The sequence below is a fragment of the Nocardioides psychrotolerans genome, from assembly GCF_900113685.1.
GTDB lineage: Bacteria > Actinomycetota > Actinomycetes > Propionibacteriales > Nocardioidaceae > Nocardioides > Nocardioides psychrotolerans.
Window position 1 is genome coordinate 424657 of record NZ_FOQG01000002.1, and the last position, 21393, is coordinate 446049.

Consider the following 21393-nt stretch of genomic DNA (forward strand, 5'->3'; position numbering starts at 1 on the left):
GGGCCCCTAGGTGCGCTGGTGAGAGGGGCCCACCTGGGTGGCCACGAGGTGGAGGACCTCAGACGACGCGCTGCGTGGCCGCGGACGCGAGCTCACGCAGGACAACTGCAGCGTGGTCCTCGACGCCGGCCTGGTCGAGCCCGGCCACGGCGAGGCGGGCGAGCTCGGCGATGACCTCCTCGACCTGGGCGTGGGCCCCGCTGGCGTCGATGATCGAGCGGAGCCGGCCGACCTCGGCCTCGCTGAGGCGGGTGCCGAGCGAGCGGTCGAGCAGGGCGGCCTCGAGGTCGCCTGCGGCGTCGAGCGCGAGGGCCACGAGGACCGTGCGCTTGCCCTCGACCAGGTCGTCGCCGGCGGGCTTGCCGGTGGTTGCTGGGTCGCCGTAGACGCCGAGGAGGTCGTCGCGCAGCTGGAAGGCCTCGCCGAGCGGCAGCCCGAAGGACGACAGCCGGACCAGCGCGTCAGCATCGGCGCCGGCGAGGGCGGCGCCGATGTGGAGGGGCCGTTCGATGGAGTACTTGGCGGACTTGTAGCGCAGCACGGTCATCGCGGTCTCGACGTCGGCGTGGCCGCGTGCCTGCACGGACACGTCGAGGAACTGGCCGGCGATGACCTCCGAACGGCACGCGTCGAAGACCTCGAGGGCGGGGGAGATGCGCTCCGCGGGCAGGCCGCAGCGGCGCAGCAGCTCCTCGGACCAGCTCAGCAGCAGGTCGCCGAGGAGGATGGCGGCCGCGGCGCCGTACTGTCCCGCGTCGCCGCGCCAGCCGTCGGCGCGGTGCTCGGCCTCGAAGGCACGGTGCGTCGCGGGCCGGCCGCGGCGGATGTCGGAGGCGTCCATGAAGTCGTCGTGGACCAGGGCGCTGGCGTGCAGCATCTCCAGGGCGGCGCAGGCCCGGGCGAGGGCCTCCTCGTCCTCGACCTCGGGCTGGAAAGCGCGATAGCCCCAGTAGCAGAACGACGCGCGGAAGCGCTTGCCGCCGGAGACCGCCCGCCGCGCCTCGGCGATCAGCCGCTCGGCGTCTGGACCGAGCGGCGTGAGCCGGCCGGCCTGGACATCGAGGAAGTCGTCGAGGGCCGACTGCACGGCGGTGCGGAAGGCGGCGCCGTCCCAGGTCGTTTCGTCGCTCGCCACGCAACCGACCCTAGTAGCCGGCCCGAGAGCAGTCGGCCCGGGGCCGCCACGGCGTGGTCAGGATTGGGTCGGCCACCCGCCCCTTCCTTACCCTTGTCTCATGACACCGAGTCGTGGACGCAGCATGGCCGAGCTCATCGGCGAGGGCCGACGGTCCTTCTCGTTCGAGTTCTTCCCGCCGCGCGACGAGGCGGGCGAGGCCCAGCTCTGGCAGGCGATCAGCGAGCTGGAGCCCTACGAGCCGACGTTCGTCTCCGTGACCTACGGCGCCGGCGGGTCCAATCGTGACTCCACGATCCGCATCACCAGCCGGATCGCCCGCGAGACCTCGATGACCCCGATGGCGCACCTGACCTGTGTGGGCCACACCCGCGAGGAGCTCGACCAGATCCTCCACTCCTACGTCGACGCCGGCGTCCACCACGTGATGGCACTGCGTGGCGACCCGCAGGAGGGCCCGCGCGCGGCGTGGACATCGACGCCCGGTGGCCTCGACTACGCCACCGAGCTCGTCGAGATGGCGCACACGCGCGGTGACTTCCGCATCGGCGTCGCGGCCTTCCCCGAGGGCCACCCTTCGGCCGAGTCGCTCGACCACGACGCCGACGTGCTGGTCGCGAAGGCGCAGGCCGGCGCGGAGTTCGCGGTGACGCAGATGTTCTTCCGGGCCTCCGACTACGTCGGCCTCGTCGAGCGCGTGCGCGCCCGCGGCGTCGACATGCCGATCCTGCCGGGCATCATGCCGATCCTGAACCTCAACGCGATCCGCCGTCAGGGCGAACTCATCGGCACCGACGTCCCCGCCGAGGTCGTCGCCCGGATCAGCGTCCACGACGGCGACCCCGTCGCGATGCGCGCCGAGGGCATCGCGATCGCTGCGGAGCTCTGCGAGGAGCTGCTCGAGGCCGGTGCGCCGGGCCTGCACTTCTACACGCTCAACCGCTCCAAGGCGACGCGCGAGATCTTCCAGGCCCTCAAGATCACCGTCTGACCCGCCTGCAGCCAGACGCCCCCGCAGTAGCGTCGCCGCCATGCGCACCATCACCGTCGTCGGCCACGGCAGCACCCGGGTCGTCCCCGACACCGCTGCCCTCCGGGTCGGCGCCGCCCACCAGGGGACCTCGCTCGCCGAGGCGCTCGCCGGGGCGTCGTCCGCGGGCGAGGCCGTCGTCGCGGTCGCCCGACGCCACGTCGACGCCGCCAACGTCTCCTCGCGCGACCTGTCGGTGTGGCCGGCCCACGACCACGGGGGCCGCCCCGCGGGCTTCCAGGCCCGCCACGGCTACACGATCCTCTGCCCGGACCTCGCCCTGGCGGGGAAGATCGTGACGGAGCTGGCCACCGAGGTGGGCGACCGGCTCCAGGTCGACGGCGTGACGCTCGAGGTCGCCGACACCGCGGCGGCCGAGGTCGGCGCCCGCGAGGCGGCGTACGCCGATGCGCTCGCACGGGCCTCCCACCTCGCGGCGCTGGCCGGGGTGCGGCTCGGCGAGGTGCGGGCCGTGGTCGAGGGCGGTGCCGCCGGGCCGATGACCGGCGGCCCCGAGGCGCTGGCCAGGCGCGACGTGTCCTTCGAGCCAGGCCAGAGCACCCTCTCCCAGACCCTGACCGTCACCTGGTCCGTGACCTGATGCCGAGTCGGCGCGATGTTGCAGCAACATCGCGCCGACTCGCCCGACTCAGGCCGGACCGACCGCCTGGGCGACCAGCGACGCCGACAGCCCGACGAACGGCAATCCGGCGCCCGGGGTGGCGTGCGCACCCGCGGCGTAGACCCTGGGGATGGGCGTCGTCGGGCCGAGCCGATGCCGGACCGTCGAGCGACCCTGCCACAGCACGCCCATGGGGGAGCCGCCCCAGGCGTTGACCAGGTCACGGGGGGACAGGTCGACGCGGGTGACCACGTTGTCGCGCACGTCGATCTTGTGCCGTGCCAACGCGCGCAGCATGTCCTCGGCGAGCCGACCGCGGCCCTGGAGGGTCCACGCGACACCACCCTCGGGTGCCTGACCGCCGGTGCGCAGGATCAGCAGCGGGTCACCGTGCAGGACGACCTCGTGGGGCATCTCGGGCAGGTCGCCCTCGAGGCCGAGGTGGGTGATGACGGGGGGGATGGCCGGCATCGTGCGTTCGACGTACGACGCGAGGGCGGGGAGCCGGCGCGGGTCGACGGCCACGACGACCACGTCGGCGGGGATCTCGCCCATCGCGGTGGCGACCGCCACGACCCGGCCCTCGCGCAGGACCAGGTCGAGGACGGGGGTGTCCTTGAGCACCGTCACGTGGCGGGTCGACAGGCGTGACTCGAGTGCGTCGGTGAGACCGGCCATGCCGCCGGGGACGGTCCACGCGTCGAAGCGCTGCTCGAGGTAGGCGCGCAGCCCGGCCCAGGCCGGCACGTTGCGCAGGTCGTGGCCCTCGGCGACGAACGGGTGCCCGGCGACGAGCGCGAGGCGCTCGTCGCGGAAGGACCGGCGTAGCCGCTTGTGCAGGGTCTCGCGGCTGTCGAGCCGCTTCGCGAGCTGTCGGGCCGCGTCCGCGGGCATGGACGCTGGATCCCGCGGGACCTCGAAGTAGCCGCGGCGCAGCACCTCCCAGTCCTCGTTGAAGGACTCGACGTAGTCGACCCAGACCTGCCCCAGACCCTTGCCGAGCTCCTCGAAGGCCTCCAGCTGCGCGCCGCGGGTGCCACCGGGGAGCCGGAGGACCGAGCGGTCCTCGAAGCGGTGCTCGCGCACCAGGTCGAGCGCGACCAGCTCGACCTCCTTCTCGACCGGCCGGCCGGACTTGCGGAAGAGGTCGCGGATGACCGCCGGGAGCAGCGTCGAGGTCGGGCCGGCGTCCCAGGTGAACCCGTCCTGGCTGACCGAGGTCATCGCCCCGCCGAGCCGGGCCGAGCGCTCCACGAGCGTCACGTCGTGACCGAGCTTGGCGAGTCGGGCCGCCGAGGCCAGTCCGCCGAAGCCGCCACCGACCACCACCACCTGCGCCATGCGGTCAACCTACTGGGCACCCGGCGGGCCACCCGGCGGGCCACCCGGCGGGCCACCGGAGGCGGCGACCTACCGGCGCACGTCCGGCGCGGCCTCGACGGCGCCGAAGTCCGCGCCCCACTCGCGGTCGGCGAAGCGCATGAGGCCCGCCGTCAGGTCACCGAGCCGGATCCCGCGCACCAGTGACGCGCACGGCTCGACCTTGGCGAAGAACCCGGTCGGGGTGTCGCCCGCGACGAGGAGGTCACCGGTCTCCTCGTCGGTGCGGGCGAAGTCCCGTCCGTCCCAGCGCACCCGGAAGGACACGTCGCGGCCCACCTTGGCCGGTCCCCGCGAGAGCGCGCTCGGCTTGCCGGCACGATCTGCGTCCATCAACGGCACCAGGCTCTCGAGGTCGGCGACGACCGTCGCCCCGGCCGACATCCGTGGGTTGAGCTCGGTCGGCAGGAACCCCTCGGCGGTCAGCACGCCGTCGATCCCGAAGGCGCCGCGGTAGCCGTGCGCCGAGGCGAGGTGCGCCCCCACCCGTCGTACGACGTCACGCATGGCCTCGCGGTCGGCCGGCGGCGGGTCCCACGTGGTGCCGACCCCGCCGAAGACGAGGCGCCGCCGTTCGATGTCGCGCAGCGTCGCGATCTCGACCGGCCGGAGGGCCGCGGTGCCGTCGGGCAGCACGAAGCCGTGGATCGAGCACGGCACGCCCTCGAGGAACGGCTGGACCCGCACCCGGTCGCACCGGGGACGGAAGTAGGCAAGGGCGCCGGCCTGGTCGCGCTCGTCGACGACCCACCGCACGTAGTTGCCCGCGCCGTTGAACCCGTCGCGTGCGTCGCCGGACCAGACCGCGCCGAGCGGACCGGCGAGCTCCTCGGTCGCCGCGGCGAGGGAGTCGGGGTCGTTCGCCACGATGGCGTACGGCGGGTGGTCGACGCCGGCGCCCGCCCAGATGCCGTCGGAGAGCATCTTGTCCTCGAGCGCGATGAACGCGGCAGGACGCCCGAAGGCGACCGGCCGACCGTCGATCGGCTCGTCGGTCGTGACGAACAGCCCGCACCACCACACCCCGTGCCTGTCGGGGTCGAACGCCTCGACCGCTGCCCGCGCGCCGGGAGGCAGCTCGCGAGCCGTCCGGTCGAGGAGGCGCAGCTCGTCGGTGACGGAATCGGCCTCGGGTGCCGCGATCTCGACGACGGTGACCTCCGGGTCGTCGGGCACGGGGCCGGCGCCGCGGGCCGTGGCGACGACCAGGACCGGGCAGCCCAGCCCTCGCAGCGCGTCGATCGTGGAGGTCGCACCGGCCAGCACGGTGGGGCCGATGACCACGGGCCGGCCGGCGAGCGGTCTCGCGAGACGGGCGGTGACGGCAGCGCGGGCCGCGGGCTCCGAGAGATCCATGCGGATGACGCTAGGCCAGCGCGCCGGGACCGGCGACCCGTTTGCTGCGCAGCCGCCGCCAGCCTCGTCTCACGAGCCGGGCCGCGAGGTAGAGCACGACCAGCCCCACCGCGAGCAGCAGGCCGGCGATCGCGGCGGCCGCCTGCGGGTTGTCGATCGCGAACCACACGAGGCCCAGCACCACGACGTCCTCGGTGACGCTGGCGACGACGTTGCTGACCGGCTCGGGGGAGGAGTTGATCGCCAGGCGGCTCCCGGCCTTGACCAGGTGGGAGGCCAGGGCCGTCCCGCCGCCGACGACGCCGTTGACGGCCTGCGACAGCGAGTCGGCGTCGCCCGCGAGGAGCACGCCGATCACCGCACCTGCCGTGGGCCGGACCAGCGTGGAGACGACGTCCCACGCCGAGTCGACGTAGGGGATCTTGTCGGCGACGAACTCCATCGCGTAGAGGAAGCCCGCGACCGTCAGCACCTCCCACCGACCGAAGGCGGCTGTCGCTCTCGTGGCCGTGGCCGTGGCGGGAGGACGCGGCGGTGTCGGGCAGGTGCTCGGTGGGCGACTCAGGACGGTGCTTGCGCAGGTGGCTGAGGCACTGGTTGACCACGACCTTGCGGGCGTAGGCCTCCGCAGACTCACGCCGCACGCGCGGCCAGGCGGAGTAGAGCTTCACGAACGCCTGCTGGGTGAGGTCCTCGGCGGTGTGCCAGTCACGCACGATCAGGTAGGCGGTCCGTCGCAGGGCAGGGCCGCGGGCGAGGAAGAAGTCCGAGAACTCCTGCTCGCGGTCGGTACGTCGCATCGGTGCTCCGTCTGGGGTCGTAGGGGTGTCGTCGGTGTCGTCGGGTGGGGGACACCCCTTCTACGCGTGGCGAGCCCTGCGGGGTTCGCACCCTGCCCGATCGTGCGGCCGGATGGTCACGACTCGACGTCAACCTCGCGCGCCCCGGTGAGGGCGACCAGCTCGTCGTACGTCGTGGAGAAGACCGCGGCCGGGTGGCCGGCGGCGGCCCAGACGACGTCGTGGCGACGCAGCCAGGGGTCGAGGTACGTCGGCACGGGGGCCGGGTGGGCGATGGGGGAGACGCCGCCGATCACCTGACCGGTGTGCTCGCGCACGAAGCCGGGCGAGGCCCGCTCGAGCGAGCCGACGCCGATCCGTGCGGCGACCGCGACGGTGTCGACCCGGTGGGCGCCCGAGGTGAGGATCAGCACCGGGGTGCCCCCGGCATCGAAGAGCAGGCTGTTGGCGATCGCGCCGACCTCGCAGCCCAGCGCCTCCGCGGCGAGTGCGGCGGTGTGGACCGCGTCAGGCAGAATGACCACGTCGCCGATCCCGCCCAGACGCGTGTGCTCGCCTCGGAAGCGGGTGATGCCGGGGTGCTCGGTCGTCATAGTGCATAGTGTCCGTCCTCGCAGCAGGTCCTCGCAGCAGAGAGAACAGGTTCCCCCATGGTCCAGCAGCCCCGATCGCTGGTGCTCGCGGTCCGTCTCCTGCTCGCACTGGTCGTCCTCGGGGCGCTCGTGACCCTGTTGACGGCCGTGCAGCGCGAGGCGCTGATCCGGGCCTGGTCGGTGGGGCACCCCAGCGACTCCTCGATCCAGGCGCCGGCGTTCGTGCCGGTCGCGGTCGTCCTCTACGTCGTCTACGCCGGGCTGATGCTGGTGCTGCTGCCCTTCCTGCGCGGCGGCTACAGCTGGGCGCGGTGGTCGCAGTTCGCCCTGGTCGCGATCATCGTGATCTCCACGCTGGCCGCGCTGCGCACGGAGCCGCCGACCCTCTTCGTCGTGTGCTCGGTCGCGTCGTTGCCGCTCGACGCCGCGATCCTCTATCTCCTGGTGCACCGCGACACCAGTGCGTTCCTGCGTGGAGAGCCCACCCCCGCTCGGGTCTGAGGTCCTTCCCAGTTGCCGACGTCGTGCCCTTGACGCACTGTCGGTGGGTCGGTGTACCTTGAAGGTGTTCGAACACGCGTTCGAACACCTGCCGGCGGGGGCGACCTCGACCCCCGTCCCCGCCGGCCCTGGGGTCCCGGTGCACGAGGAGGACGACATGAGGCGCTACGACGATCCGGTGGAGGTCCGCCAGGGTGGGGACGGTCCCGAGCAGTTCCTGTGGCGCGGCCGGCTGTGGAAGGTCCGCTCGGTGCTCGCGCACTGGGTCGAGACCGGGCCCTGGTGGCAGGGGGCGGGCGCCCAGGCGGTGATCGGTTCCGAGGAGCCCGCCGCCCAGGGCGCCCCGGTCGGGGTGGTGCCGATCGGTGACCTGATGACCGAGCGCGAGCTCTGGCGGGTCGAGGCCGGTCGCGGCCTCGTCGACGTCGATGCGGCAGAGTCGGGGTCCGTCGCCGACCGGTCCGGGGTCTTCGACCTCTCGCTCGACTGGAGCGACGGTCGCTGGCAGCTCGTCGGGTGCGTGGACTGATGGCCGAGCAGCTCAACCCCTACGCCCTCCCGGCCACCACCCACTCCTACCTCGCCCGCTCGGCGGAGTCGCTCAGTGACGCGATCGCCGCCACCGACGTGCCCTCGCGCTACGCGTTCGCCCACGTCGCCGCGCTCCGCTCTGCCGCCGCCCTGCTCGCGGCCCGGGCCCGCCCGGCCCCGGCGCGGCGCCGTCCGCAGAAGAACGCCTGGGTCCTGCTCGCCGAGGTCGCGCCCGAGCTGGGGGAGTGGGCGACGTTCTTCGCCGCCGGTGCCGCCAAGCGGGCTGCGGCCGAGGCCGGCTCGACCCGGGCGGTCAGCGAGCGCGAGGCCGACGACCTGGTCCGCGACGCCGACCGCTTTCTCGGGGTGGTCGAGCAGTCGTTGGGGCTGGTCCCTCATGTGCCGCTGCGAGCCGTGCAGGTCCCGCAGGCAAGGGTTATCCCGCCTAGACGCGAGGTCTCGCGCTCCGCTTGAGTCGAGAGGTGAGCTTCCTTCTCGGGGTGCGCCGCCGCCCTACGGCGCAGGTCCTGTCCGTTCTCCTCCTCTCGTTGCTGCCCCTCGCGCCCGTCGCGCCCGCCGGCATGGTCGACTCCGCCCAGGCGGCGACCCCGATCACGGTGGCCGCAGCCCGCGCCACGCAGAACGGCTCGACCGCCACCGTCCGCGGTTACGTCGTCGGGCAGCCGACCTCGTCGACCACCGTGGTCACCAGCGGCTTCCCCAGCGACTACGCGCTCGCGCTGGCCGACACGGCCGGGGTCACCGACACCGCGCAGATGCTCTTCGTGCAGGTCCCCAGCGCCTTCCGGTCGGCCTGGGGGCTCAAGTCCAACCCCTCGCTGATGGGGAAGCGGATCGACGTCACCGGCGCGCTCGCGGCGTACTTCTCCCGTCCCGGCCTGACCTCTCCCACCGCCTTCGCCGCGGCCGGCGCGACCGACCCGGACCCCGACCCGCCGACCGGTGGGACGGGTGACTACGACACGACCTACTGGGCGCCCGCCATGGGCAAGTCCGGCGCAGCGCTGGAGTCCTCGCTCCACACGATCATCTCCTCGGGTGTGACCCGGTTGAGCTACGACCAGGTCTGGGTCGCGCTGCGCGAGACCGACCAGGATCCGGCCAACCCGGCCAACGTCATCGAGCTCTACACCGGCGACAGCATCTCCGAGACCGCCAACGGCGGCGGCGTCGACCAGTGGAACCGCGAGCACGTCTGGGCCAAGTCCCACGGCGACTTCGGCACCGTCACCGGCCCCGGCACCGACCTGCACCACCTGCGTCCCGAGGACGTCACGGTCAACTCCGCGCGCGGCAACCTCGACTTCGACGAGGGCGGCACCCAGAACGCCGAGGCGCCGGGCAACTACGCCGACAGCAACTCCTGGGAACCCCGCGACGCGGTCAAGGGCGACGTGGCGCGGATGATCTTCTACATGTCGGTCCGCTACGAGGGTGGCGACGGCTTCCCCGACCTCGAGGTCAACGACGCGGTCTCCAACGGGACCGCGCCCGGTCACGGTCGCCTCTCGGTGCTCCTGCGGTGGAACGTGCAGGACCCGCCGAGCGCCTTCGAGATGCGCCGCAACGACGTCATCCACGCCGACTTCCAGGGCAACCGGAACCCCTTCGTCGACCACCCGGAGTGGGCTCCCTCCATCTGGGCCGCCTGATCGGCCAGCTGGACGGATTGACGGGTTGACGCGGGGGTCGGGGGGCGGCCTACACTGGCCTGGTTCGAACATCTGTTCGAACCAGTCAGGGGTCGATCCGGCTGTCCAGGAGTGCCCGTGCCCGACCCCTTCGTCCACCTGCAGGTCGCCTCCGGATACTCCCTGCAATACGGAGCGTCCCACCCGCACGTGCTCGTCGAGCGCGCCGCGGAGCAGGAGATGGACACCCTCGCGCTGACCGACCGCGACGGCACCTACGGCGCGGTCAAGTTCGCCAAGGCCTGCCTGCGCGCCGGGATCCGTCCGGTGCTGGGGGTCAGCCTCGCTTACACCGGCGGCGCCGGAGCCCTCGTCCGGCAGACCGTCCGACCGGCCGACCGGCCGACTGCCACCCGCACCCCGGCCCGCGGCGGTGCGTTCCGCGACCTGCCGGCCGAGCAGGGCGGGCTGGCCCGGGCGACGTTCCTGGCCAGCACCGACACCCACGGCGGCCGGGCCGGGTGGGCGGCGGTGTGCCGCCTGGTCTCGGCGACCCAGCTCACCGGCGAGCGTGGCAGTCCGGTGCTCGACCTCGACGACCTCCCGGGCGAGGTGGCCGCCCTGCTCGGCAGCGGCGACCTGATGGTGCTGCTCGGGCCGGCCTCCGACGTCGGCGTGGCCGCGACCCGACGTCGCGACGACCTCGCCCTGGCTGCGCTGGAGCCGTGGCAGTCGCTGGTGCCGCGCTCCCACCTCGTCGTCGAGCTGGTCTCCCACCGGCGGGGGAGGGGGAGCGACGCCGGCTGGGGCGCCGGCACGACGCCCCACGCCGCCCGCATGGCCGGCATCGCCCACCAGGCCGGGCTGACCGCGGTCCTCAGCAACGCCGTGCGCTACGCCGATCGCCGCGACGCGGTCACCGTCGACGTCCTGGACGCCGCGCGCCGCCTGGTGGCCCTCGACCTGCGCCACCTCGACCGGCGCAACGCAGAGGGCTTCCTCAAGTCCGGCAAGCAGATGCACGAGGTCGCCGAGGAGATCTGCCGCGCCGCCGGCCTGGACGACCGCGAGGCCACCCGGCTGCTGGCCGCCACTCGCACCGTCGCCGACCGGTGCGCCCTCGACCCGCGCGACGACCTCGGGCTGGGGGAGGTGCACTTCCCGGAGTTCACCCTCTCGACCGAGCACGCCAGCGCCGACGTCGCGCTGCGCGCCCGCTGCGAGTCGGCGATCGGCGACCGCTACGGCTCGGCGCCACGGCAGGTGATCTGGACCCGGCTCGACGACGAGCTGGAGACGATCCGCGGCCTCGGCTACGCGTCGTACTTCCTGAGCGTCGGCGACGTCACCGACCTGATCCGCGACATGGGGGTGCGCTGTGCGGCGCGGGGCTCCGGCGCCGGCAGCCTCGTCAACTACCTGCTCGGGGTCTCGGGCGTCGACCCGATCCGCCACCAGCTGCTGATGGAGCGTTTCCTCTCGCCGCGGCGCGGTGCGCTGCCCGACATCGACGTCGACGTGGAGTCGGCGCGCCGGCTCGAGGTCTATGAGGCGATCCTCAACCGCTACGGCGGGGAGCGCTGCGTGTGCGTCTCGATGATGGACACCTACCGCGTGCGCCATGCCGTGCGCGACGTCGGTGGTGCACTCGGCATGCCGCCGGGCGAGATCGACGCGATCGCCAAGGCCTTCCCGCACATCCGTGCCCGCGATGCCCGGATGGCGCTGCGCGACCTGCCCGAGCTGCGCGCGAGCGGGCTCACCGACACCCGGCTCGACCTGATGTTCCAGCTCGTGGAGCGCCTCGACGGGCTGCCCCGCCACATCGCCATGCACCCCTGCGGAGTGCTGCTCTCCGACGCCACGTTGCTCGACCGCACCCCGGTCGAGGCCAGCCATGCCGGCTTTCCCATGAGCCAGTTCGACAAGGACGACGTGGAGGACCTCGGCCTGCTCAAGCTCGACGTCCTCGGCATCCGCATGCAGTCCGCGATGGCCCACGCGGTCGCCGAGATCGAGCGGGTCGACGGCCAGCTCGTCGACCTCGACGACGAGGCCCAGGTGCCCTTCGACGACCCCACGACCTTCGCGATGATCAGCAGCGCCAAGACCCTCGGCGTCTTCCAGATCGAGTCGCCCGGCCAGCGCGAGCTGGTCGGCAAGTCCGGCATCGAGACCTTCGGCGACATCATCACCGACATCTCGCTCTTCCGGCCCGGCCCGGTCAAGAGCGACATGATCACGCCCTACCTCGAGGTCAAGCAGGGCTGGCGGGAGGCGACCTACCTCCACCCCCACCTGCGCCCGATCCTCGAGCCCACCCGGGGCGTGGTGGTCTTCCACGAGCAGGTCATCGAGATGATCGCCCGCTTCGCCGGGATCGACTTCGCCGAGGCCGACGAGAAGCGCCGCGCACTGGGCGACGTCGAGGGCATGGCGGAGACCAGGACCTGGTTCTTCCCGCGCGCGCTCGCCCAGGGCTACCCGCTCTCGGTCGTCGAGGAGGTCTGGCGGGTGCTCGAGGCATTCGCGTCGTTCGGCTTCTGCAAGGCCCACGCCGCGGCGTTCGCCCTGCCGACCTACCAGTCGGCCTGGCTCAAGGCCCACTGGCCTGCCCACTTCCTCGCCGGCGTCCTCACCCACGACCCGGGGATGTATCCCAAGCGGCTGATCCTCGACGACGTCCGTCAGCTCGGCATCGAGGTGCTCGGGCTCGACGTCAACGCCTCCGAGCAGCACTACGTCGTCGAGAGGGTCGGCGAGAAGGACGACGAGAAGGACGACGACGCGGAGGGGGCGGACGGCTATGGCATCCGTCTGGCCCTCGCCGAGGTCAAGGGCATCAACGCCGCCGAGGTCGGGCGCGTCGTCGCCGCCCGTCCCTACCAGTCCCTCACCGACTTCTGGCAGCGCGCGCAGGTCTCCCGCCCGATCGTGGAGAGGTTGGTGCTCGCCGGTGGCTTCGACGCGGTCTACGGCATCGGCTCGGGCCCCGACGGGGTCCGAGCCCGGGGCAGGGTCACCCGCCGCGACCTGCTGCTCCAGGTCGCCCAGCTCGAGCGGCACGGCAAGGCCGTCGACAAGGCCGCACGTGGTCGCGGCCTCTCCTCACGTCGTACGACGACCAGGCTCGCGGCCGCGCGCGCCGACGAGGCGGCCGTCCGCAACAGCACCGACCCCCGCGACCGCGACCGCTCCACCGGGCTCGAACGGCACCCGTTGGCCGAGCAGGGCGTCTGGGCCAAGGCGGCGGCGCAGAGCCGGGCCACCGCGCCGCCGCCTGCGGTGACCTCGGTCCAGCTCAGCCTCGACCTCGGCGACGCCCCGCGCGAGGGGGAGGTCTCGGGCCTGCCGGAGATGACGGCGGCCGAGTCGATGGCCGCCGAGCTGGAGATCCTCGGGCTCGACGTGAGTCGCCACGTGGTCGACGACTACGCCCACTTCCTCGACGAGCTCGGCGTGACCCGCAGCAAGGACCTGCTGGGCAGGCGCAGCCGCTCCGAGCTGCTGGTCGCCGGGGTCAAGGTCGCCACCCAGACCCCCCCGATTCGCTCGGGGCGCCGTGTCGTCTTCCTGACCCTCGACGACTCCACCGGCCCGGTCGACGCGACGTTCTTCGAGGACGCCCAGGGTCCCTACGCCGCCACGGTCTTCCACTCCTGGCTGCTCCTCGTGCGCGGCGAGCTGCGCCGCACCGGCTACCGCGGCGTCTCCCTACGGGCGACCGGCGCCTGGGAGCTGCCCGCGCTCCACGCGCTGTGGCAGCGCGAGGGGATCGACGCCGTCCACCAGCAGCTCGCGGTGCGGCCCGAGGGCTTCGCGCCACCCGAGCAGCGCCGGGTGCTGGTGCACAGCAGCGGCTTCCAGATGTCGCCCTACGCCGACATCAAGCCGGCCGGCGAGGAGACCCGCGACGTCGCCCGCAAGCTCTGGCACCGCTCGCCCGGGAGCCCGGGATGATCCGGCGGGGGTGTGTCCTAGGGTGGGCCGCATGTCAGCCAGTGAGCGCAGGGGAGCAGCCCGGACCGCCGTCGTGTGGGACGTCCTGCGCCCGGTCCTGGGTGATGGTGGCCGCGACGTGCTCGACATCGGGGGCGGCACCGGCGGCTTCGCCGTCAAGGTGGCCGAGCTCGGTCACCGGGTCTCCGTCGTCGACCCCAGCCCCGACGCCCTCGCCGCGCTGGCGCGTCGCGCCCGCGAGGTCGGTGTCGAGGTCTCGGGCCAGCAGGGCGACCTGTCCAGCCTCGTCGAGGCGGTCGGTGCCGACAGCGCTGACGTGGTGCTCTGCCACGGCGTGCTGGAGGTCGTCGACGACCCCGCTGCCGCCCTGGCGACGCTGCGCGCGGTACTCCGTCCCGGCGGCACCCTCAGCCTGCTGGTCGCCCAGCGTCACGCGGCCGTCCTGGCCCGCGCGATGGCCGGCCACTTCCAGCAGGCCCTCGCCCTGCTCGAGCCCGGCGCGACGACCGGTCGCTCCGGTCACCGGTTCACCCACGACGAGATCACCGGGCTGCTCGACGGTGCCGGCTTCACGACCACCTCGATCCACGGCATCCGGGTCTTCGCCGACCTGGTGCCCGGCTCCCTGCTCGACCTCGAGCCCGGTGCCACTGCCGCGCTCGTCGAGCTGGAGCGCGCCGTCGCCGTCCGCCCGGAGTACCACCCCCTCGCCACCCAGCTGCACCTCATCGCGACCTGAGCCCGCGAGACGTCCAGGCTGTGCCGAGTCGGCACGATGTGGCACCGGCGCCGCGTCCCGCGACACGGGGCCCTGCGACAACGCGCCGACTCGGCGGACGGCATGAGCGCCCTCCCGATCGGGGCCGGCCCCGGCCCCGGCCCCGGCGCGCGCACCGGCGCAGCCTCCACCACCACCCCGATCCTGCACGTCGACATGGACGCGTTCTACGCCTCCGTGGCGACCCGCGAGCGGCCTGACCTCCAGGATGTGCCGGTGATCGTCGGGGGCGGGCACCGCGGGGTGGTGCTGTCGGCCAACTACCTCGCCCGTCAGTACGGCGTCCGCTCGGCCATGACCGCCACCCGCGCCCGGCGGCTGTGCCCCCACGCCGTGGTCCTGCCCCCCGACTACGACACCTTCACCACGGTGTCGACCTCGGTGATGGCCACCTTCCGCCAGGTCACCCCGCTGGTGGAGGCGCTGTCGCTGGACGAGGCGTTCCTCGACGTCCGCGGCTCCACGCGCCGACTCGGCCCGCCGCTGCAGATCGCCGAGCAGCTGCGCGCGACGATCCACGACGAGCAGGGCATCACCTGCTCGGTCGGAGTGGCGGCCTCGGTCTCGGTCGCCAAGCTGGCCAGCCGGCGGGCCAAGCCCGACGGCGTGGTCGTGGTGCCGCCCGAGGAGATGACCTCCTTCCTGCACCCGCTCGACGTGGGCGAGCTCTACGGGGTGGGGGAGAAGACCCAGGCGATGCTGCACCGCCTCGGGCTCATCACCGTCGGCGACGTTGCCCACACCCCGCTGCGCACCCTCCAGCGCGCGGTCGGTGAGGCGCTGGGCCGTCAGCTGCACGACCTGTCCTGGGGCACCGACCGCCGCGAGGTCGTGGCCCGCACCGCCTCGGCCTTCGGCCTCGGGGGTGGCGAGCCCGACAAGTCGATGGGCGCCCAGGAGACCTTCGGCCGGGACACCGATGACCGGGCGGTGGTCCTGCGCGAGATGCTCCGGCTCACCGCCAAGGTGGCCGGCCGGATGCGCACGGCCGGGGTCGCCGGGCGCACGGTCACCATCACCGTGCGCTTCGCCGACTTCACCACCATCACCCGCTCGCGCACCCTGTCGGAGGCGACCGACGGCACCCAGGAGGTCTACCGCGCAGTCACCGGCCTCTACGACGCCCTCGGGCTGCAGCGCGCCCGGGTCCGGCTGGTCGGGGTGCGGGTGGAGGGCCTGGTGCCCCGCGACCGGGTCCACCAGCAGCTGGTCCTGGGCGAGCGGGAGCACGGCTGGTCCGAGGCCGACCGGGCCGTCGACCGGGCCACCCGGCGCTTTGGCGCGGCCGCCGTACGCCCTGCCAGCCTGATCGACCAGGAGGGTGCTGGTCGAGTCCGGTCGGTGCGAGCGTCCATCGCGGCGCCTCGCCGGCCGGATCGTTGAGCGGGTTCCTGGACGACCCCGCCGCGGGGCCGCGGGGACCGGTCCGGCAGGCTTCGGTCCGGCTCGTCCTGTCCGGTGTGGCCCGTTCGATATCGCTTCGGTGACGAATTTCGTGAACGTGCCTACCGTGATGTGGAAGCGCTGCCTAGACTTGCCCCACACCACGCGAGACGGAGGAGATCCGTGCCACTCTCGGAAGAGGAACTGCGACTGCTCGAGCAGATGGAGCGCGCCCTCGTCGAAGAGGATCCGAAGTTCGCCTCCACGCTGAGGGGCACCACGCTTCGCCGATCTGCCCGCCGCCGCGCCATCGTGGCCGGGGTCGTCTTCGTGATCGGCATCGTGGTCCTCATGACCGGTGCCATCACCAGCATCATCCCGGTCGGCATCGTCGGTTTCGTCATCATGCTGGCCTCCGCGACCGTCTCCCTGACCGCCATCCGCGGCCAGGCAGCCGCCGCCGCCGCTGAGCCGCGCCAGACCGGTCATCCCTCCGGCTTCGCCGTCATCGACGGTGGCCGCAGCGGTCGCACCAAGCGTCAGCGCCGCCCCAGCAACGGCACCTTCATGGAGCGCGTCGAGGAGCGGTGGCGTCGCCGCCGCGACCAGAACGGTGGCGGTTACTAGCCCGCAGCGCGCCGACACCGACGAGACCTCGCTCGCCCCGCGACCGGGGTCTTGTGCTGTCCGGCCAACCCCTCGACTGCTCTATGTCGGCAGTTCACCTGCCCTCGCCCTCCGCTGAGCGCGACGGGCCCGACGTACGCACCGAACTGCCCGGGGGAAGTGGCGGACAGGCGCCAGGGTCCCCGGACATCCGGGTACTCATGCAGTCCGTGACGCCGACCCACGACCGGAAAGTGCGGCACGTTTTCTACCTCCGGCCGGCCCGGAAGGTCGAGAACGTCCCACACTTTCCGGGCCTGACGCTCAGCCGACGTGCTCGACGACCCCGCTGTCGAGCGACTCGGTGCGGGGAGCGGGGACGGAGGAGCTGCCGCGCTCGGGGCGCAGGAGCGAGCGCGGCCACCAGTGCGCCGTACGACGGACCCGCGGCACGCAGCCCAGGCGCAGCGCCGCGATGCAGACGGTGACGTCCTCGGCGAGCGAGGCCTCGACGCCGGCGCCGGCGTGGCCGCGGGCGTAGCGCAGCCGCTCGAGCCGCTCGACGATCCGGTCGATCGCGGCGACGGCCTCCGGTGCCAGCTCGGGCCCGCGCGGTGGGCGTTGGACCCCGTCCTGCTCCGGGCCGCCGAGCTGGGTGACCAGCCAGTCGCGAGTCTCCCGCGGCGAGCGGTCACGCGGCCAGGCCAGGCCCAGGTCGCGTGCCTCAGCCCGCAGCTCGGTCCACGCGAGCTCGGGCCCCCCGGCGAGGCGACGCTCGCGCACGCGCTGGCGCAGCAGCTGTGGGGAGAGCGCGATCGCGACCAGCAGCGCGAGCCCGACGAAGATGCCGAGCACGCGCAGCCACGGGAAGGCCGAGCCGTCGTCACCGGCGTCGGCAGCGGCCGCGTCCTCCTCGGGGGTCGCGGAGGCCGACGGGCTCTCGGAGGTGCGGTCGGGGACCGCCTCGCTCGCGCCGGCCGACGGGATCTGCGGGTTGGGGGCCGCAGGGACGTTCTCGGTGGTATAGCCCGGGACCTCGCGCACGCGGTCCGAGGGTGTGGGCTCGAAGAGCACCCAACCGGCGCCGGGGAAGTAGAGCTCGGGCCAGGCGTGGAGGTCGCGCGAGCTGTATTCGAAGACCCCCGCGCCGACGCGCTCCGGCTCGAGGAAGCCGATCGCCACTCGCGACGGGATCTCCAGCACCCGGGCCATGACGGCCATGGCAGCGGCGAACTGCTCGCAATAGCCGACGCGGCCGCCGTCCTCGTCGAGGAACGCCTCGAGCTCGTCGACGCCGTTGCCCTCGTCGGACTCGTCGATGCTGTAGGTGAAGCCGCCGTCGACGCGGAACCACCGCTGGAGGGCCTGCGCCTTCTCGAACTTGGTCTCGGCCTCGTCGGTGACACCCAGAGCCAGGTTGGTCACGAGGGAGGGCACCCCCGTGGGCAGGTCGAGGAACTCCGTGTTGTCCTCGTTGACCGCGGAGCCCGACGCCGCCATCTCGGCGGCCTGGAGGTCGAGCTCGACCGCGGTCATCGCGTAGTCGAGCCCGGCGACCGACTCCTCGTCCGGCCCGGCGATGAAGTCCATCGTCTTGGGGTCGAAGCGCCAGTCGCCGCGGGCGACGATGGAGGAGATCGGCGCCTGCGTGGGGAGCCAGGTCGAGTCGAAGCCCTCGGTGACGTTGACGCGGTAGTCGTAGGTGCGGCGCGGCACGCTCGGCAGCACGCCTTCGAGCGCGGGCATCGCGCCGTTGGGCAGGTTGTCCGTGGGCACCTCGCGGTCGCCCGAGCTCCACTCGTTCTGGCTGAAGCGCGTCAGCGCGGCGATCCGCAGGTGGTCGGGGGACGGGTCGTCCGTGGTGATCCGGATCAGGGGCACGTCCGGACCCTGCTTCAGGTCGCGCTGGAGGTCGGCCATCGGGTTCTTGATGGTGATCTCGTTGTCGCCGCCGGGCCCGTTGCCGAAGTCGAAGAGGGTCACGTCGAGCGTCGGGATCGCGAGAGGTACGACGAGCGCCAGGGCCGTCGCCACACCACCGATCGCGCCGGCGCTGGTCCTGACGGCCCCGGCCCGGACGCCGAGCCCGGTGTCGTTCTCGAGCTGCTGGCCCAGCGGGCGGCCCCAGCGGGAGACCTGCTCGCTCTCGTGCAGGTAGAGCAGGGACATGAAGCCGACGGCCGTGGCCGCGAAGACCCACCACGAGATGCTCGTGTCGAGGAGGCTGACCGGGACGCTGTAGACGCTGAGCAGCGGAAGCCCGGCCAGCGGGACGCGGCGCAGGGTGCAGGCCAGCAGGTCCACCAGCAGGAGGCACCCGAGCCCGCCCGCCACGAGCAGCGGATGGATGCCCGGCACGCCGTCCGGGACGGGAGCGGCGTAGCCGTTGGCGCTCTCGACCGCGTCGCGGAACGCGTTGACGAACTCGGCGTAGGCAGGGCCCACCGGCAGCGGGGAGCCGGTGAGCATGAGGCAGGCCAGCATCCCGGAGAGCGCGACCTGGAGCAGGAAGACCACGGGACCGGGCAGCCGCCACCAGCGGGCGAGGGCCCCGGTGCCGGCCACGACGGCACCGAGCACCAGGAGCGGACCGAGGTAGGGCGAGGACGATTCGCTGAAGTCGCGCCAGGAGAAGGTCGCCGCCCAGGTGGTCGCGGCGGCGACCAGGGCCAGGCGCAGGCCGCTGCCGAGGCTGGCGCGGTCGCGCTTCACCGGGTCACCTCCGGCTCGAGGGGACGCTCGCCGGGCTGCGACATGGCCATCCCGCCCGGCGCGTCGGCGCCCCCACCGCGGGGGGACTGGGTGTTGCGGCCGAGGTCCTGCCAGACGGTGTCGAGCCGGTCACGAGGCCCGAGGGTGACGGTGCGCCAACCCTGCTGTGTCAGCACCGGGGCGGCGCTGCCGGCACCCTGGGCCGGCGTGGCCCAGGCGTCCACGTCGAGCGCGATGGCGAGCGCCGAGGTCGTGTGGTGCTGCATGCGGCGCAGCGCCGGCACGTCCATCGGCTCGAGGCTGCCCAGGACCGCGACCGTCAGGCCGCCGTGGGTCTGCTCGCCCAACCAGCTGGTGTCCAGCTGGATGGCTGGCTCCGGCTTCACGACGGCGAGCGCCTCGAGCAGCGGTCCGGTGTTGAGGTCGGCGTCGCGCTGGTGCCACGAGCTCGCCGAGTCCTCGCCGGAGGCCGTCACGAGACGGACGGTGAAGCCCCGGTGGCTGAGGTGGACCGCGATCGACGCGGCCGCGGAGACGGCGGCCTCCAGCGAGGAGGCGATGCCCTGGCCGCGGTGGACCCGCACGCGGTTGTCGAGGAACAGCGTCGCGCGCGACTGCCAGGGCTGCTCCTCGCGGCGCACCATCAGCTCACCCACGCGCGCCGAGCTGCGCCAGTGGACACGGCGCAGGTCGTCACCCTGGCGGTATTCCCGCACCGTGACGTCCTCGGCCGAGCCGGCCGCGAAGGCGCGCGGCCGGTTGTCGCCGGAGCCGGTCCAGCCACCGCCGAGCGGGATGGTGGGCAGCGGGACCGTGCGCGGCGTGACCACCAGCGGGACCGTCGTGCGGAAGGCACGACCGAGCTCGACGAGACCGAACGGGTCGCTCACACGCACCGACATGGGACCGATCTCGAAGTGCCCGCGCACGTCGGAACGCACCTGGTAGGTCACGTTGCGACGCCAGCCGTGACCGATGCCCTCGAGCACGAAGCGCGGCCGTGTGCCGAGCACGTAGGGCACCTGGTCCTCGAGCAGCAGCACCCCGCTGGGGGTGCGCCCCTCATTGGTGAGGGTCAGGTTGACCCGGGCCGGCTGACCGGCGGCGACCAGCTGCGGGGAAACGGTGCGCACGAGCGCCAGGCGATAGCGGCTGCGACCGAGGAACACCGCGGTCACCAGCGGGAGGGCCAGGACGAGGATGCCGACGCGGGTCAGCGCAGGCTGGCCGAGCAGCACCGAGCAGACGACGGCCGTGACCCCGGCAGCGAGGAACGCCCGCCCGCGGACGGTCAGACCGGCCAGCGCCTCACGCACGGTGCTGGGGCTCGGGCACGGGCACGGCGGCCACGAGCGCGTCGAGGATCGCCATGGTCGAGCGACCGCTCATCGCCGACTCGACGCTCGGCAGCAGCCGGTGCGCGAGCACGGGCCGGGCCAGCGTGCGCAGGTCGTCGGGCAGGACGTAGTCGCGCGCGTGGATCGCGGCGAAGGCCTTGGCCGCGCGCACCAGGTGGAGCGTGGCGCGGGGAGAGGCGCCCAGGTTGAGCTGGTCGGTGCGGCGGGTGGCACCGGTCAGCGCGACGGCGTAGCGCTGCACGGCGGGGGAGACGTAGACCTGGGCCACGATCGCGCACAGCTTGCGGATCTCCGCAGCGTCCGTCACGGGCTCGAGGTCGTCGATGGGGTTGGAGGCGGAGCGCGAGTCGAGCATCGCGATCTCGGCCGCCTCGACGGGGTAGCCGATGGACACGCGGGCCATGAACCGGTCGCGCTGGGCCTCGGGGAGGGCGTAGGTGCCCTCCATCTCGATGGGGTTCTGGGTGGCGATCACCATGAAGGGGGCCTCGAGCTGGTAGGTGCCGGTGTCCACGGTCACCTGCCGCTCCTCCATGCACTCCAGCAGCGCCGACTGGGTCTTGGGGGAGGCGCGGTTGATCTCGTCGCCGACCACGATGTTGGCGAAGACCCCGCCGGGGCGGAACTCGAACTCGCGGGTGTTCTGGTTGAAGATCGAGACGCCGGTGACGTCGGAGGGCAGCAGGTCCGGGGTGAACTGGATGCGCCGCACCGTGCAGTCGATGCTCCGGGCCAGGGCCTTGCTCAGCGTCGTCTTGCCGACCCCGGGCACGTCCTCGATCAGGAGGTGGCCCTCGGCGAGCAGCACGACCAGCGCGGAGTTGACCACGTCGGGCTTGCCCTCGATGACGCGCTCGATGTTGCTGCGCACCTGACCCACCACCCGGGACAGGGTCTCGAGGTCGGCTCCCGCTCCCGGGCCCGACGGGCTCCCCGTCGTCCCAGCAGCCGTCACAGTCGTTGCCTCCACGTGCCGTTCCTTCCCCGTCGCACCTG

At 73.1% G+C, this 21393-nt stretch carries 18 protein-coding genes and 1 pseudogene; 10 read left to right on the forward strand and 9 right to left on the reverse strand.

The window, feature by feature from the left end:
- Window positions 1-58: 58 nt before the first annotated feature.
- Complete coding sequence (locus tag BM204_RS04210) at window positions 59-1135, reverse strand: polyprenyl synthetase family protein (RefSeq protein WP_091110623.1); 1077 nt, start codon at window positions 1133-1135, stop codon at window positions 59-61.
- A 100-nt stretch (window positions 1136-1235) separates the two neighbouring features.
- Between BM204_RS04210 and metF the strand changes: the two genes are divergently transcribed.
- Together metF and BM204_RS04220 are read left to right on the forward strand one after the other, a co-directional pair.
- Window positions 1236-2126 carry a methylenetetrahydrofolate reductase [NAD(P)H] gene (gene metF / locus BM204_RS04215; protein ID WP_091110625.1) on the forward strand — a complete coding sequence of 297 codons (891 nt, stop codon included), beginning with the start codon at window positions 1236-1238 and terminating at the stop codon, window positions 2124-2126.
- A 40-nt stretch (window positions 2127-2166) separates the two neighbouring features.
- The gene (locus tag BM204_RS04220; RefSeq protein WP_091110626.1) at window positions 2167-2766 is read left to right on the forward strand and encodes an SIMPL domain-containing protein; all 600 of its coding nucleotides are present in this window, start codon (window positions 2167-2169) and stop codon (window positions 2764-2766) included.
- A 48-nt stretch (window positions 2767-2814) separates the two neighbouring features.
- Here BM204_RS04220 and BM204_RS04225 read toward each other — a convergent pair whose 3' ends face one another.
- The 5 genes and pseudogenes from BM204_RS04225 to BM204_RS04245 all read right to left on the reverse strand — a co-directional run bounded on the left by BM204_RS04225 (window position 2815) and on the right by BM204_RS04245 (window position 6916).
- Window positions 2815-4128, reverse strand: coding sequence for a phytoene desaturase family protein (locus BM204_RS04225; protein WP_091110628.1), 1314 nt, complete (start codon window positions 4126-4128; stop codon window positions 2815-2817).
- A gap of 69 nt (window positions 4129-4197) precedes the next feature.
- Complete coding sequence (locus BM204_RS04230; protein WP_091110630.1) at window positions 4198-5523, reverse strand: ATP-grasp domain-containing protein; 1326 nt, start codon at window positions 5521-5523, stop codon at window positions 4198-4200.
- Window positions 5524-5533: 10 nt separating this feature from the next.
- Window positions 5534-6160 (reverse strand): DUF4126 domain-containing protein, encoded by a 627-nt coding sequence (locus BM204_RS04235; RefSeq protein ID WP_256215527.1) that lies wholly within the window; start codon window positions 6158-6160, stop codon window positions 5534-5536.
- Window positions 6102-6323 (reverse strand): annotated as a pseudogene (locus tag BM204_RS23490) (sigma factor); the annotation flags it as partial. The pseudogene BM204_RS23490 and the gene BM204_RS04235, both read right to left, overlap by 59 nt.
- Window positions 6324-6439: 116 nt before the next feature.
- Entirely contained in the window at window positions 6440-6916 is a 477-nt protein-coding gene (locus BM204_RS04245) for a YbaK/EbsC family protein (RefSeq protein WP_091110632.1), read from the reverse strand.
- 57 nt (window positions 6917-6973) lie between these two features.
- Between BM204_RS04245 and BM204_RS04250 the strand changes: the two genes are divergently transcribed.
- The 8 genes from BM204_RS04250 to BM204_RS04285 all read left to right on the forward strand — a co-directional run bounded on the left by BM204_RS04250 (window position 6974) and on the right by BM204_RS04285 (window position 16348).
- On the forward strand, window positions 6974-7417 hold the full coding sequence (locus BM204_RS04250) for a hypothetical protein (protein ID WP_091110633.1): 444 nt from the start codon (window positions 6974-6976) through the stop codon (window positions 7415-7417).
- 157 nt (window positions 7418-7574) lie between these two features.
- Complete coding sequence (locus BM204_RS04255; protein ID WP_091110746.1) at window positions 7575-7946, forward strand: DUF6504 family protein; 372 nt, start codon at window positions 7575-7577, stop codon at window positions 7944-7946.
- Complete coding sequence (locus BM204_RS04260) at window positions 7946-8422, forward strand: SAV_6107 family HEPN domain-containing protein (protein ID WP_091110635.1); 477 nt, start codon at window positions 7946-7948, stop codon at window positions 8420-8422. The genes BM204_RS04255 and BM204_RS04260 overlap by 1 nt, the downstream gene beginning before the upstream one ends.
- An 8-nt stretch (window positions 8423-8430) precedes the next feature.
- Window positions 8431-9621, forward strand: a complete 1191-nt coding sequence (locus BM204_RS04265; RefSeq protein WP_246165910.1) for an endonuclease — start codon at window positions 8431-8433, stop codon at window positions 9619-9621.
- 117 nt (window positions 9622-9738) lie between these two features.
- Window positions 9739-13560 (forward strand): DNA polymerase III subunit alpha, encoded by a 3822-nt coding sequence (locus BM204_RS04270; RefSeq protein WP_091110636.1) that lies wholly within the window; start codon window positions 9739-9741, stop codon window positions 13558-13560.
- Window positions 13561-13591: 31 nt separating this feature from the next.
- Window positions 13592-14299 (forward strand): methyltransferase domain-containing protein, encoded by a 708-nt coding sequence (locus BM204_RS04275; protein ID WP_091110638.1) that lies wholly within the window; start codon window positions 13592-13594, stop codon window positions 14297-14299.
- Window positions 14300-14401: 102 nt separating this feature from the next.
- A complete protein-coding gene (gene dinB, locus BM204_RS04280; protein ID WP_091110640.1) occupies window positions 14402-15721 on the forward strand; it encodes a DNA polymerase IV in 1320 nt (439 codons plus the stop codon).
- A gap of 183 nt (window positions 15722-15904) precedes the next feature.
- Complete coding sequence (locus BM204_RS04285) at window positions 15905-16348, forward strand: SCO2097 family morphological protein (RefSeq protein ID WP_091110641.1); 444 nt, start codon at window positions 15905-15907, stop codon at window positions 16346-16348.
- A gap of 303 nt (window positions 16349-16651) precedes the next feature.
- Here BM204_RS04285 and BM204_RS04290 read toward each other — a convergent pair whose 3' ends face one another.
- Genes BM204_RS04290 through BM204_RS04300 form a run of 3 tightly spaced genes read right to left on the reverse strand, consistent with a single transcriptional unit; the run spans window position 16652 to window position 21289 of the window.
- Complete coding sequence (locus tag BM204_RS04290) at window positions 16652-19039, reverse strand: transglutaminase TgpA family protein (protein WP_091110643.1); 2388 nt, start codon at window positions 19037-19039, stop codon at window positions 16652-16654.
- Window positions 19036-20355: a DUF58 domain-containing protein gene (locus BM204_RS04295; RefSeq protein ID WP_091110644.1), complete on the reverse strand. Its 1320-nt coding sequence runs from the start codon at window positions 20353-20355 to the stop codon at window positions 19036-19038. The genes BM204_RS04290 and BM204_RS04295 overlap by 4 nt, the downstream gene beginning before the upstream one ends.
- On the reverse strand, window positions 20348-21289 hold the full coding sequence (locus BM204_RS04300; RefSeq protein ID WP_218031140.1) for an AAA family ATPase: 942 nt from the start codon (window positions 21287-21289) through the stop codon (window positions 20348-20350). Before BM204_RS04300 ends, BM204_RS04295 begins: the two co-directional genes overlap by 8 nt.
- Window positions 21290-21393: the final 104 nt, after the last annotated feature.

Coding starts and splice junctions, on each gene's coding strand:
- metF (WP_091110625.1), top strand. CDS start 1,236: ATGACACCGAGTCGTGGACGCAGCATGGCCGAGCTCATCGGCGAGGGC.
- BM204_RS04220 (WP_091110626.1), top strand. CDS start 2,167: ATGCGCACCATCACCGTCGTCGGCCACGGCAGCACCCGGGTCGTCCCC.
- BM204_RS04225 (WP_091110628.1), bottom strand. CDS start 4,128: ATGGCGCAGGTGGTGGTGGTCGGTGGCGGCTTCGGCGGACTGGCCTCG.
- BM204_RS04230 (WP_091110630.1), bottom strand. CDS start 5,523: ATGGATCTCTCGGAGCCCGCGGCCCGCGCTGCCGTCACCGCCCGTCTC.
- BM204_RS04245 (WP_091110632.1), bottom strand. CDS start 6,916: ATGACGACCGAGCACCCCGGCATCACCCGCTTCCGAGGCGAGCACACG.
- BM204_RS04250 (WP_091110633.1), top strand. CDS start 6,974: ATGGTCCAGCAGCCCCGATCGCTGGTGCTCGCGGTCCGTCTCCTGCTC.
- BM204_RS04255 (WP_091110746.1), top strand. CDS start 7,575: ATGAGGCGCTACGACGATCCGGTGGAGGTCCGCCAGGGTGGGGACGGT.
- BM204_RS04260 (WP_091110635.1), top strand. CDS start 7,946: ATGGCCGAGCAGCTCAACCCCTACGCCCTCCCGGCCACCACCCACTCC.
- BM204_RS04275 (WP_091110638.1), top strand. CDS start 13,592: ATGTCAGCCAGTGAGCGCAGGGGAGCAGCCCGGACCGCCGTCGTGTGG.
- dinB (WP_091110640.1), top strand. CDS start 14,402: ATGAGCGCCCTCCCGATCGGGGCCGGCCCCGGCCCCGGCCCCGGCGCG.